Here is a 13,244-nt window from a genome sequence, read left to right on the forward strand (position 1 = left end):
TTGCAAACGCTGCTGTATCGGTTCCAGCAAGGCCAGCGCCTCCTCGCTGCTGAACAGCAAGGGCTCGTCGCGGCGTTCCAGCAAGGTCAGCAGCGCCAACAGCCCGGTGTGGGCGGCGCGCATATCCATCACCCCGCTCAACAGGGCGGAGTCCAGCTCGATATAGCAATCGTTCAATTGGCGGCCCAGATCGCCCAGCAGCAGCACATTGCCAGCGGCGGCGGGCAAGCGCTGAGCGCAGGAACGCAGTTGCTCCATCACCGGCGCGGCGGCGGGTTCGGGGCGTTCTCCTGCGCCATGGGGACAGGCGGGAGGGGGCATTGCGGGAGGAAAGGTGGAAAAGGTCATCACGGTCTCCATGTCAGCTTTGGAAACCCGCCCAGGCGAGGCTGGGACAGGCACATGACAAGGTGGCAAGACCGGCTTACTAGACCAACGACCGGCAGTCCAGAGGACTCCCTGCCACGGCCCGTCCCGAATGGGTACGGCGTGGCAGCAGACGTAGCAGTGCCAAAGGCGGACACGACTTGTCTGCGGTCTAGTAATTTATAGGCTTGCCAGCCCGACGCGGCGTGATTGAGCGCAGCGCGGGACCAAGCCTAAACAGGCTGGCAGAGGCCGTCAAGGCGCAGGGGAGGCACGGGCCTCAGGCGGCAACCGCCGCCGCCACCTGCCGGCTCAACTGATGCAGACGATTGGCCAAGGGGCAGCTCAGCGCCAGTTCCTGCCGGCCGTGTCCACGCAGCAGCAACGCCTGCCAGCTGCCCTCCGGGCCGGGCACCAGGCCGCCGCAGACAAAGCCGGCCTGTTGCAAGGCGTCCGCCGCGCGCGGGGCGTCCGGTCCCAGCGCCAGCCTGACGTAGACCAGCCGTCCGGCCGGCAGCGCCGCCACTTCCCGCAGCCGGCCGCCGCTGACGTCCTCCAGCCCCACGTCCAGCCGCCGGCCGTGGCTGGCGATGCTGAGTCCGCCGGCCGGCCCCTGCGCCGGCGGCGGCACGCTGCCGAAGGCGCGGGTCAGCGGCGTCAGCCATTCCCGCCACGCCGCCGGCCAGTTCAACGCCGGGATCGGCCGGCTTTGCAGCGGCAGGCAGCCCAGCACGATGCTTTCCGGCTGCGGCTGGCCAAACGGCGAGGCCACGTAGTCCAGCAGCAGGCCGGTGGTGTGGAAGCCCAGGGTCTTGGCCAGGCGCTGGCTCTGGCCGTGGGACGACACTTGCTTGATGGTGAGCATGCTCAGGCCCAGGGCGACGCCTTGGGCGCGCAGATGGCGGCCCAGCGCGGTGGCCAGGCCCTGGCCGCGCGCGTCCGGATGCACCACGTTGAGCGCCAGCTCGGCGCTGCCCGGACAATGCGGGTCGCGCCACAGCGCGGCGTGGCCCAGCACCCGGCCGCCGCTCACGGCCACGGCGGAATGCCAGCGGCCGGCGGCGTTGTGGCGGCGGATCATAGACGGCAGATACACGTCGGGATAGACGTAGTGTTCGCCGTAGATGGCGCGGAACAAGGCGCTGACGCCGGCGGCGTCGTCCGCCTGGAAATCGCGGATGGCGATGCTCATGCCGCCACCTCGTCGTAAGCGCGCTGGTCCACCACGCGCATCAGCTTGCCGGAACGCGGATGGGTGAGCATGGCCTCCGGCGCGCAATATGCGACGTCCAGCCGCAGCAGGCCCTGGCGGCAGAGTTCGGCCAAGGCCGGCTGCGCGGCCAGCAGCCGTTCGCGCAGCGGCTCCGCCGCCGGGGCCGGCGCGTATTCGCTGGCCACTCGCAGGCTGAGGGTGTCGACGCCGTCGCGGCGGCCCACCAGCAGCTGCCAGGCCAGCACGCCGTCCTGCCCCCGCAGCAGCGGGTCCAGTTCGTCCGGGAACAAGGACAGCGTGCAGACGCGCACGCGGTGGCCGCGGCTGGCGCGCCCTTGCAGCGCGAACTTGCGTTCCGGCCGCCCGGCCGGCTCGCGCCAGCAGGCCAGATCGCCGGTGGGATAGCGGATCACCGGCATCAGCCGCCGTTGCAGATTGCTGACCACCAGCAGGCCTTTGCGGTCCGGCTCCGTGATCGGCAGGCCGCTGGCCTCGTCGATGATTTCGACGATGGTGTCGGCGTCGAACACGCGGTGTTCGCCCTGGGCGCAATCCGGCCCGGCGGCGCCGATCAGGCCGGCGTCCACGCTGGCGCAGCCGATGGAGCCGATGCGGGCATTGGGAAACGCCCGGCCCAGCAGGGCCAGTTGTTCGGCGAACAGGCTTTCGCCGCCGTAAAGCAGGCAGCGCACGCCGGGCAGCGCGCGGCCGGCCTGTTGCAGCCAGCTGGCGAAGCGCACCAGTTGCACCGGCACGCCGGCCAGCACATTGATGTCCAGCGTGTCGATGGCGTCGGCCAGCGCCGCGTCCTCGACATTGCAGGTGAAGGGAAACTCCACCACCGGCGCCGGCGAGTGCGACAGCGCGCCGTGGATGAACAGCAGGCTGGTGTAGAGATCGCCGGCGAAGAACAGGTTGGCGACGCGGTCGCCGGGCAGCAGTTGCCGGCCCAGGCCTTGGCCGAAGGCGCGCACGAAGGCCTGCCATTCGTCGCGGCGGAACACCGACAGCTTGCCCTCGCTGGTGGAGCCGCCGGTCTTGAACACATGGCCGTCCGCCAGCGGGCCGCTCAGCACCGGCCAGTCTTCCAGCGGCTGGCATTGGCGCCAGTAGTCCGCCGGCTCGATCAGCGGCAGATCGCTCAGCGTCCAGTCCTCTGGCAGCTCGCGGTACAGCGCGCTGAAAAACGGCGAGTGAGCGCGGGCGTGTTCCACCAGCCGGCGCAGCCCGGCCTCCGTGGCGGCCTTCATCGCGCCGGCTCCGTGTTGCGGCGCAGGTCCAACACCAGCGGGGTCTTGCCGCTTTGCGGATGGCGCTGGAACTGGCCGGCCGGGGTGGCGATGACGTCCAGTTGCAGCAGGCCGCCGCTGACCACCTCGTTCAGCATCGGGTGTTGCAGCAGGCGGGCGCGCACCTGCGCGGCGTCGCCGTCGGCCAGCACCCGGATGCGGTCGCCGCCGCTGGCGGCGTGGTCCACCAGCCATTGCACAGCCAGGCCCAGCGGCGCGGACAGCGCTTCCGGGTTGACGAAGATGGTGCCGGCGCGCAGCAGCGCGCCGTGGCGGCCGGTGAGCTGGAAGCGCGGCGCCGGCAGGCCGCAGCCGCAGCGGCCGGGCAGCCAGCGGCCCAGATCGCCCAGGTCGTAGCGCCGCACGCTTTGGCCTTCTCGCGCCAGCGAGGTGAAGGCCAGGCGGCCGACGGCGCCGGGCGCGGCCGGGCGGTCGCTGTCTTGCTCCAGGATTTCCAGCCACTGGATATCGGCCAATAGATGGAATTCGCCGTCGCGGCCGTGGCCGCAGGCGTGGCCCAGCGGGCCGGCGTCCACCGATCCGTACATCGCGGAGCGGATCAGCTCCACGCCGAAGCCGGCCAGGAACTGGCGTTGGCCGTCGCTGATGTGCTCGCCGCCGCAGAACAGCTTGCGCACGCCGCCGTAGGCGCGCAGCGCGGTTTCCTCGCATTCGAACAGGCGCTGCAAGGTGCCCGGCATCCCCACCAGGGTGTTGACGCCGCGGGACACGATGAAGTGGGCGATCTGGCTGAAGTCGTCGTCCACCGGGCCGCCCATCGGGTATTGCGGCACGCCCAGCTTGTCCAGGATGGTGAAGAAGCTGAGCATGCCGCCGTAGAGGTTGCCGCCGTAGAGCAGATTCATCACCCGGTCATGCGCCGGATCCAGTCCGGCGGCGAGCAGGCCGTCCGCCGCCGCCTGCATCTGGCGGTGGTAGTCGCGGTAGCTGAAGCCGGCCAGTTTGGGTTCGCCGCTGCTGCCGCCGCTGCGGAAGAACAGCTGGGCGGCCGGCCCCATTTCAGCTTGCTGGAAGGCCGTTTTGTCCATCACCGGCAGCGCGTCCAGGCCGGCCGGCGGCGGCGGCAAGGCGTCCAGCGTCGCATGGCCCGGCAGCTGGCCGTCGCGCAGGCTGACCGACACCCGCCGCGTCAGCCGGCTCAGCGCGTAAACGCCGTCGTGCGGCTCGCCGGCATAGCCGTCGTGCATCGCTCCCGCCGGACACAGCCGGCCGACGCCGGCGTCCAGCAGCAGGCGGCTGAGCGCCGGCACTTGCTCCGGCGCGGCGATCAGGCCGCAGCTTTGCAAATGGGTGCGCCAGGGCAGCAGCAGTTCCACCAGCCGCGCGCGCGGCGCCGGCCGCAGTTGCAGGGTGCGGAACAGCGGCGAGGCCGCCAGCTCCTGGCGCTGCGCCCAGGCCACGCGCCAGCCCTCGCCCTGCTCCACCGCGCCGGCCACGCCGGCGAAAGACTGGTCCAGCCGCATCATGGCCAGCTGGCTGGAGATTTCCGCGGCTTCCTGCACGTCCGGCTGCAGGGCGGGCCAGGCCGGCGCGCGCCGCGCCAGCGCGGCGGCCATGGCCTGGGCCGCGCCGCGCAAGACGGCTTCGTCCTCGCTGTCCACCAGCAGGCATTGCGGGCTGGAGCAGGCTTGCTGGTCGAAACGGCAGACGTCGTCGGCCAGCGCGTCGTAATCGGCCTCCGTCGCCGCGGCCGGGTCCAGGTAGGCGAAGCTGATGCGGTGGCCCCAGGGTATCCAGCGGCAGCCGGCCGGCACTTGGCGGCGGATCGCTTCCAGCGCGGCGTCGCCGCCCCAGGCGGACACGGCGTCGGCGCGGGCCAGCAGGCCGGCCAGTTGGTCGGTGGCCAGCGGCAGCACCGCCACGTGGGCGGCCAGATCGCCGGCGGCGTCGTGGCTCAGAAAATCGGCCAGCAGCCGCGCGCTGCGGCCTTGGTCGCTGCCGCTGGGGCGCAGCCAGTTGACGTTGCCGGCCAGCAGGCTTTCCAGTACCGCCATGAAGGGCAGCAGCGGCGCGTTGGCCGGGGTGATGTGGGCCACCAGGCCCAGCGGCCGCCAGCTTTCGAAGCGCGGCTGACGGTAGTCGAAGCGGCGCAGCGAGAAGGCCTGTTCGCCCAGCTCGCGGCCGACCTTGGCTTCCAGCGCCTCGCGCCGGCAAAAACCTTGCAGCGCGTCGACGGCGGCGGCGTCCAGGCCCAGGGCCTCCGCCCGTGCCGGCAGCGCGGCGGCGAAGCGCTCGGCGCAATCCAGCACCGCGTCCAAGGCCGGCGGCCGGGCCAGCGCGGCCGGCAGGCCGGCTTGCAATTGCGCCAGCGCGGCGGCGGCGTCCGCGGCGGCGTTCAGTGTTCCGTTCAATAGATACATATCAGGATTCCTTGATCAATTCGGAGGCGGCCACCGCGCAGCTGCGGCTCTTGCTGGTGCCGGCGCGGCCCAGCAGTTCGAACCAGTCGGTGGCCAGGCCGCAGCCGCAGCTCTCGGCCGGATGCAGCACGGCCAGATCGCCCATCACGATGCTGTGGGCCGGGCTGGAGGTGATGTAGGGCGACAGCAGGTTGAGGAAGCCGGCGGCGCCGTAAGGCTGCGGCCGCAGGCTGGCGGTGTCGCGGATCACGGCGCGGGCGTAGCTGGGCAGGTGGAAGCGGTGGCGTTCGCATTCCACGTAAGGCACCGGGTGCTCCACCGCGCCGTAGCCGTCGCGGCAGCGCGCGTCCGGAATGCCCAGTTGCTCGCCCAGCCGCCGGTACAGCTCGGCCTTGGGAATGGCGCGGTCGGCGTGGGTTTTCCAGCCGCCGCCCAGGAACACCAGCGATTCCGGGTGCAGTTGCAGCGGCGGCAGGCCCAGTTCCCGCATCCGTTCCAGCGCGAACCACAGGAAGGCGGGGAAGCCCAGCATGCGCACCGGCAGGCCTTGTTCGGCGAAGTCCTGCAAGGCGCGGATTACGCCGAAGGGATCGAACTCATTGCCGTGGCCGTTGTGGCGCAAGGCGTAACAGGCCTGGTTCACCGGCGCGTACTTGCACAGGAATTGGTCGGTGTAGGCGGTGCCCAGGGTGATGGCGCCGGCCGGCTCGTAGCTGAGCAGCAGGTAGTTGCACGGCTGTTGCGGCGTGTCCCAGCCGTAATGCCGGAAGATGCGGTCCACCATGCTTTGCGCCGCGCCCAGGCTGCGCGCGTCGTAACGCATGCGGCTTTTCTGGCCGGTGGTGCCGGAGGAGGTCAGCTCCAGCGCGTCCTGGCCGGCGGCGCTCACCACCAATTGGCGTTTGAAGTAGTTGGCGAACAGCGGCGGCAGCCGCGACCAATCGTCCAGACCGTCCAGACCGTCCAGCGCGGCGGCGTCCAGGCCGTTGGCCTGCAGCCAATGGCGGTAGCCGGGCGTGTGTTCGCAGTGGTAATGGCTCAGCTCGCGCATGGCGGCGTCGAACAGACGGTCGCCGTCGGCATCGGCGCGATAAGGGTGTTCCAGCGCACACAGCGCGTCGACATGGTTCAGCATGGTGGAGCTCCGGGAATGAGGAAGGGGATTCAAGCCGCTTGCAGCGCGTAAGCGCGCTGCTTGAGCAAGCGCCACAGCGGCCAGGCCGCCAGGCCGGCGCCCAGCGCGGCCCAGCCGGCGAAGGCTTGCAGGCCGGTGCCTGCGCCCAGCCAGGCCAGCGCGCTGCAACCCAGGCCGAGCAAGGCGGTGGAGATCATGCCCAGCATCGCCGCCACCGCGCCCTTGCCGCTGTCGCTGGCGTAGAGGGTGAAGCGGTACAGGGTGGCGTGGCCCAGGCCCAGGCCGAAGGCGTACAGCGTCAGGCCCGCCGCCAGCGCCGGCAGCGCGCCGCTGGACCAGGTCAACGCCAACATCGCCGCCAGGCCGCCGAACAAGGGCAGCAGCGCCAGCCGCAGCACCCGCTCCAGCTCCAGGCGCGCCGCCAGCCGGTTCAAGGTCAGATTGCCGGCGATCAGGCCGCCGAACACCGGCAGCTGCCACAGGCCGTATTCAACGCCGGACAGGCCCAGGCCGCGCATCAGCAGCAAGGGCGACAGGCCGATCCAGCCCACCAGCGGGATGGACAGCAGGCCCAGCGCCACGCTGCCCTGCATGAAGGGGGCGTTGCGCAGCAGCGCCGCGTACTGGCGCGCGCTGCGGACCAGGCGCAGCGGGCTCGCCGCCAGCCGGCTGCCGTCGCGACGCTCCGCGCCCAGGGTTTCCGGCATCCAGCGCCACAGGCCGACGGCCACCAGCGCCGCCAGCGCGCCGATCAGCGCGAACAGGCCGCGCCAGGGCAGCAGGCCCAGCAACAAGCTGCCCAGCAGCGGGCCGACCAGCGGCGACAGCAGCGCGATATTGGCCAGCAAGGCCATCAGGCGCACCGCGTCTTTTTCCGGAAACGCTTCTTGCAGCGCCGGATAGCTGACCACCATCACGAAGCCCAGCGACAGGCCCTGGATGAAGCGCAGCAGATTGAACAGCTCGATGTCGCGGCTGCCGACGGCGGCGAGACAAGCCAGGGCGAAGCCGACGGCGCCGGCCACCAGCAGCGGTTTGCGGCCGTAACGGTCGGACAATGGGCCAATCAGCCATTGCAGGGCCACCCCGCCCAGCAGATAGGCGTTGAGCGCGGTGGGCACGTGGCGGGCGTCGGCGTTCAAGTCCGCGACGACTTGCAACATGGCCGGCATCACCATATCGCTGCCGATATACGTCAGCAGTTCAAAAGCGGCCAGCAATAGGCAAAAGCCTAACGCCCGGCCCCGGGAAATAGGCAGCAGGGATTGAATTGAGTTTTGACTCATAAAATATCTAGGTAATTTAATGGCGGCCCTATAAAAAACACGGACCATTTAAAACCGACAATAAAAAACGACGCGGAAAAGTGAACTGCGCGGCATTTGTTTCGGTGATCAAGTAGCGCCGAAGAATGACATCGGCGTACTTAGAAGGGGCGAGATTATAGACAGGCTTGCGAATTGAATTGACTGCTCTATTGGACAGTTATCCTAGAGTAAATATATTAATATCCAAGTTTGGCGACGGATATTTATACAAATAAACCATAACATAAAATAATATGCAAATGGCAAGTCAATTAATATTTGGAGGAACGATTCCAATCAAAACCACCAATAGATTGAATGATGATTTTCCAAATCAGAATCTAAACCGCGTCGCCTCATGCCGGCGGCCAGCCCGCAAAGAGCTCGTTTTCATTGCTTTGCAACAAGCATGACAATGGATTCCCATGGTTAAAATGTCATCTTCACTGACATCCCCCATGCCTTCAGGAGCCCATCCCCATGAGATCCGTCCTGCCCTTTGCCGCCTTCCTGTCCATGTTCTGCGCCGCGCTTGCGCTGGCCGGCGCGCCGCCGGCGCTGGTGGTCACCGGCCAGATCAAGGTGTCCAATCAGACCCGCGCCGGCGAATACCACTTCAGCAAGGCCGATCTGGAGCGCCTGCAGCAGCGCACCATCCAGACCAAGACCACCTGGACGCCGAAGTCGGCCTTTACCGGCCCCACGCTCTCCGCCATTCTGCGCGCCGTGGGCGCGACCGGGCGGCCCGTGGAAGTGGTCACAGAAGACCAGTACAAGGTGGTGATTCCGCCCGGCGACCAAAGCCGCTATCAGCCCATCCTGGCGCTGCGCATCAATGGCCGGCCGCTGGAGGAGATGGGCTTCAGCCAGTGGATGATGTATCCGCTCAACGACTTCCGCGAACTGCAAACCGCCGACATCGACGCCAAGCTGGCCTGGCGGGTGAAGGCGCTGGTGGTGCGTTGAGCGCGGCGTAGCGCTTAGACCCGCTAACAAAACCCCTGATGCTGCGTTGCGCCGACTTGCCGTACTCAAGTACTGTCTGCGTCGGCGCGCCTTGCCTCAGCCGTAAAACTGAGTTTTGTTAGCGGCTCTTAAGCCGCTAGCCAAGCGCTGATGCCGCGTTGCGCCGATTGGCCTCAGCCGCGAGAGCGGTTTTTATGAGCCGCTTTTAGCCGAATTCTCGACTAAAAATGTCAATGCGCTGAATAAATCCAGTTAGTCCCAAGTAAATATTTACCTGAATAAAATAAGAACTTTGGAATAAGAAGCGGACTCCAGTGGGTAGGCTCCCGCCCTTCATGCCGGCGGGAGCCAGGGCGCAACCCGCAACTGGACAGGCCGTGCCCTGCGCCCGCAGCAGTCCGGCATGGCCTGATGGAATAAGAGAAATATGCACGCATTTAAGCTCAGTTCCTGTCTGTGGCTTGGCGCCGCGATGGCCGCCAGCCTGCCCTCTCTGTCCGCCTTCGCCGACGCGCCGCGCCAGCTGACGCTGGAACAGCGCGGCGATCCGGGAGAATGGCTGCTGGCGCACCGCCGCGGCTTCCTCACCCATCCCACCCAGTCCACCGGCTATTGGGCCCGCAAGGGCGAAGCGCTGAGCGTCAATATCGCCTATCAGGGCACGCCGCCCAATCTGCCCCCGGAGCTGTGGCTGGTGCCTATCGCCAACGCCAACAGCGCCATGCCGTCCAATCAGGTGGTCCAGCTGCGCCCCGGCCTCAATCAGATCACCGCGCAGAACGACGGCGTGATCTATTTCGCGCCGCGCAGCCAGCCCGGCAGCGGCAAAATCGTGGCCACGCTGCAAAGCGGCGGCCGCGAAATACCGCGTTTCGTGCTGGGTCAGCACAGCAGCGCGGACTGGAACGCCATGCTGAACCGCCTGTCGGCCGAGCCCTACGCGGAGCTGGTGGGCAAGCGCATGATCGTGACCATGCCGCTGCCCATCCTGCGCCAGCAAGTGGACGATCCGGCCGCCGCCATGACGCTGTGGGATCGCATCGTCACCCTGGCCGAGGAACAATACGGCCTGGCCGCCGGCAACCCCTACCCCCACGCGGCAACGCCGTTCCAATACCAGTTCGTCACCAAGCCGGACAGCAGCGGCGGCTATATGTCGGCCAGCAATTACTGGCTGGGCACCAATGTCGGCGGCGCCGGCTCGGTGGCCAACTCCAAATTGCTGCAGCAGGACGGCTGGGGCCCCTGGCATGAGCTGGGTCATCACTACCAGATGCCGGCGATGACCTGGAACGACCAGACCGAGGTGACGGTGAACCTGACCTCGCTCTATGTGCAGCGCGCCTTGGGCCAGCGTTCGCGGCTGGAAACCGGCGGCAAATGGGACCTGGTGCGCCAGCACCTGAACCAGGCTCAACCGTCTTACGAGGCGCAAACGGACTTGTTCGTGCGCGCGGCGATGTTCTGGCAGCTGGACCTGGCTTTCGGCAAGGACTTCTACAGCCGGCTGGGACAGCGCTACCGCAGCATGCCCTTCGCCGAGCTGCCCGCCAGCGACGAGGACAAGCGCCAGCGCTTCATCATCGAAACCAGCCGCGTCGCCGGCCAGAATCTGACCCCGTTCTTCGACAAATGGGGTTTGAAGGCCAACTTGAGCACCCGGCAAACCGTGAACAGCCTGCCCGTCCTGTCGCAGCCGATCTGGCTGAACCGCGACGAAAACCTGCTCTATCGCTATCCGCTGGAACAGCAGGGCCTGGCCGGACGCGTGTCGCTGCCGGCCTCCGTCAACGCCGGCGGCACATTCAGCGTGGAGGCGCGGGTCGTCAACGCCGGCGGCAAGACCCTGCGTTACCAGTGGCAGGTGCCGACCGGTTTCGGCGGATCCCCCGGCAATGGCGCGACGGCGACGCTGACCGCGCCCCCTCAGGCGCTGCAAGGCGCGTACGCGCCGATACGCGTCACCGTCAGCGACGGTGTCACCCAGATGACGCTGGGCAGCGCCATCCAACTGCGCCGCCCCGGCGCGCAAGGCTACGACGCGATGATTCTGGCCGCCTACAACAAGGGCGCGCTGCAAAAATGGAGCGAGAGCCGCGCGGGCACGCCGGGCGACGTCTACGTCTACGACAACCCCTACCGCAACACCCGCGACTACTTCCAGCTGAAAACCGCCAGCTACGGCTATTTCCCGACCGAAGGCGGCAGCAACGCCGGCTGGCAGTTCCTGGACAGCTATAACGGCGCCCCGCTGTCCGCCACCCAGTCCTACGATCTGGCGATATTGACCGCGCAGCGCAAGAGCCGCCTGAACAGCTGGAGCGACAGCCGAACCGGCACGGTGGGGGACGTCTATGTCTACGACAACCCCTATCGCTCCACGCGCGACTACTTCGTGCTGAAGAACGCGAACTACGGCTACTTTCCCACCACCGGCGTCAGCAACAGCAATTGGACCTTCGTCGGCTCCTATGACGGCAGCCAGTACCTGACCCCGTAAACCCGGGTTCCGCCACCGGCGCCGGCCTCCCTCGTCGAGGCCGGCCCGGTCGCCCGGGTGACGGCATTGGTCGCTCCCGTGCGCTACTATTCGGCGCCGCCCGCCTAGATTGGTCCTTGCGCTCCGGCTCCCTCCGAGTCCGCGGCGTCGACATGGCCACGGCCATGCCTTCCAACCCAGCGGCCCGGCGCTGCCCGTCGGCGACGGAACCGCTTGCGGGAGAAGCCGACATGAAACTCTCCACCCCCTGGCTGGCGCTGCTGTGCGGCGCGCTGGCCGCCCAGGCCTGGGCCGCGGAGCCGGAAAGCTGTCGCAAGATACGCTTCGCCGACATCGGCTGGACCGATATCGCGGCCACCACCGGCCTGGCCTCCGCCGTGCTGCAAGGCTTGGGCTACCAGCCCAGCACCCAGCTCGCCTCGGAGCCCATCGCCTTCACCGGGCTCAAGAACCAGCAGATCGACGTGTATCTGGGCTACTGGGTGCCGTCGCAAACGCCGGCCATCACGCCCTTTCTACAGGCCAAGGCGCTGCAAGTGCTGCCCGAGCCCAATCTGAGCGGCGCCAAATACACGCTGGCGGTGCCCAGCCAGCTTGCGGAGCAGGGCCTGCGCACCTTCGCCGACATCGCGCGCTTTCGCAAACAGCTGGACGGCAAGATCTACGGCATAGAATCCGGCAGCCAGGGCAACGCCATCATCAAGCGGATGATCGCCAACAACGATTTCGGCCTGAAAGGCTTCACCCTGGTGGAGTCCAGCGAAAGCGGCATGCTGGCCGCGGTATCCCGCGCCATCCGGCAAAAACGCATGGTGGTGTTCCTCGCCTGGGAGCCGCATCCGATGAACTACCTGATGCGGCTAAGCTATCTGGCCGGCGGCGACCAGGTCTTCGGCGCCGAATACGGCGGCTCCAAGGTCTATACCGTGGTGGCCAACGGCTTCATGCAGCGCTGTCCCAACGCCGGGAAGCTGATCAGTCAGCTGCGCTTCAGCCTGGACATGGAAAACCAGGTGATGAACGCCATCCTCAAGCGGGTCCCGCCCGCGCGCGCCGCGCGCCAATGGCTGCAAGCCAACCCTCAGCCGCTGGAACGCTGGCTGGACGGCGTCTCCTCCTTTGACGGCAAACCCGGCCTGCCCGCGGTCCAGGCCTATCTGCGCCAAGGCGAAGGGAACGGGCCATGAACCGGGACATCGTGCTGAGCTGCGCCGTCACCGGCGCCGGCGACACCGTGGGCAAGCACCCGGCGATACCGGTCACGCCCAAGCAGATCGCCGCCGCCGCGGTGGAGGCGGCCCGCGCCGGCGCCACCGTGGTGCACTGCCATGTGCGCGACCCGCTCACCGGCAAGGGCAGCCGCGAGCCGGCGCTGTATCGGGAGCTGGTGGACCGCATCCGCGCGTCCGGCGTGGACATGATTCTGAATCTGACCGCCGGAATGGGCGGCGACGTGGAGATCGGCCCCGGCGAGCGGCCGCTGCCGCTGGGGCCGGGCACGGACCTGGTCGGCGGCCTGGAGCGCCTGCTGCACGTGGAGGAACTGCGCCCGGAAATCTGCACCCTGGACTGCGGCACGCTCAACTTCGGCGACGGCGACTTCCTCTACGTGGCCACGCCCGGGCAGCTGCGCGACGGCGCGCGACGCATTCAGCAACTGGGCGTCAAGCCGGAGCTGGAAGTGTTCGACACCGGCCACCTGCGCTTCGCCAAACAATTATTGAGCGAGGGGCTGCTGGACGCGCCGCCGCTGTTCCAGCTCTGCCTGGGCATCCCCTGGGGCGCGCCGGCCGACACCACCACGATGAAGGCCATGGTGGACAGCCTGCCGCCGGGCGCGCAGTGGGCGGCCTTCGGCATCGGCCGGCTGCAAATGCCCATGGTGGCGCAAGCGGCCTTGCTGGGCGGCCATGTCCGGGTGGGGCTGGAAGACAATCTGTATCTGGCCAAAGGGGTGTACGCCAGCAACGGCGCGCTGGTGGAACAGGCGCGGCGATTGCTGGACCTGATGGGCGCGCGGGTGCTGACGCCGGCGGAAGGCCGGATCCGCCTGGGCCTGCCGCCGCGCGGCGTAAAAGGAGATTGAG

General features: G+C 68.0%; 10 protein-coding genes. 4 read left to right on the forward strand and 6 right to left on the reverse strand.

Translation table 11 applies throughout. From position 1 onward, the window contains the following. The 6 genes from DB032_RS24270 to DB032_RS22975 all read right to left on the reverse strand — a co-directional run. A partial coding sequence (locus tag DB032_RS24270) for a hypothetical protein (protein ID WP_158274402.1) occupies positions 1 to 348 on the reverse strand: 348 nt, incomplete at its 3' end. 298 nt (positions 349 to 646) lie between these two features. Continuing rightward, positions 647 to 1,558 carry a GNAT family N-acetyltransferase gene (locus tag DB032_RS22955; protein ID WP_107801491.1) on the reverse strand — a complete coding sequence of 304 codons (912 nt, stop codon included), beginning with the start codon at positions 1,556 to 1,558 and terminating at the stop codon, positions 647 to 649. After that, on the reverse strand, positions 1,555 to 2,829 hold the full coding sequence (locus tag DB032_RS22960; protein ID WP_107801492.1) for a phenylacetate--CoA ligase family protein: 1,275 nt from the start codon (positions 2,827 to 2,829) through the stop codon (positions 1,555 to 1,557). The genes DB032_RS22955 and DB032_RS22960 overlap by 4 nt, the downstream gene beginning before the upstream one ends. Continuing rightward, positions 2,826 to 5,249 carry an acyl-CoA reductase gene (locus DB032_RS22965; protein ID WP_107801493.1) on the reverse strand — a complete coding sequence of 808 codons (2,424 nt, stop codon included), beginning with the start codon at positions 5,247 to 5,249 and terminating at the stop codon, positions 2,826 to 2,828. Before DB032_RS22965 ends, DB032_RS22960 begins: the two co-directional genes overlap by 4 nt. A gap of 1 nt (position 5,250) precedes the next feature. Further along, positions 5,251 to 6,384, reverse strand: a complete 1,134-nt coding sequence (locus tag DB032_RS22970; RefSeq protein WP_107801494.1) for an acyl-protein synthase — start codon at positions 6,382 to 6,384, stop codon at positions 5,251 to 5,253. Between the two features lie 29 nt (positions 6,385 to 6,413). Beyond that, positions 6,414 to 7,604 (reverse strand): MFS transporter, encoded by a 1,191-nt coding sequence (locus tag DB032_RS22975; protein WP_233246770.1) that lies wholly within the window; start codon positions 7,602 to 7,604, stop codon positions 6,414 to 6,416. Positions 7,605 to 8,171: 567 nt separating this feature from the next. Between DB032_RS22975 and DB032_RS22980 the strand changes: the two genes are divergently transcribed. The 4 genes from DB032_RS22980 (at position 8,172) to DB032_RS22995 (ending at position 13,243) form a co-directional block, all read left to right on the forward strand. Beyond that, positions 8,172 to 8,657, forward strand: a complete 486-nt coding sequence (locus DB032_RS22980; protein WP_107801495.1) for an oxidoreductase — start codon at positions 8,172 to 8,174, stop codon at positions 8,655 to 8,657. Positions 8,658 to 9,084: 427 nt separating this feature from the next. After that, positions 9,085 to 11,157, forward strand: coding sequence for a M60 family metallopeptidase (locus tag DB032_RS22985; RefSeq protein WP_107801496.1), 2,073 nt, complete (start codon positions 9,085 to 9,087; stop codon positions 11,155 to 11,157). A 230-nt stretch (positions 11,158 to 11,387) separates the two neighbouring features. Beyond that, positions 11,388 to 12,344, forward strand: a complete 957-nt coding sequence (choX, locus tag DB032_RS22990; protein ID WP_107801497.1) for a choline ABC transporter substrate-binding protein — start codon at positions 11,388 to 11,390, stop codon at positions 12,342 to 12,344. After that, positions 12,341 to 13,243, forward strand: a complete 903-nt coding sequence (locus tag DB032_RS22995; RefSeq protein WP_107801498.1) for a 3-keto-5-aminohexanoate cleavage protein — start codon at positions 12,341 to 12,343, stop codon at positions 13,241 to 13,243. The genes choX and DB032_RS22995 overlap by 4 nt, the downstream gene beginning before the upstream one ends. Position 13,244: the final 1 nt, after the last annotated feature.

Origin of the sequence: Chromobacterium sp. Panama, assembly GCF_003052555.1 — a bacterium.
Lineage (GTDB): Bacteria > Pseudomonadota > Gammaproteobacteria > Burkholderiales > Chromobacteriaceae > Chromobacterium.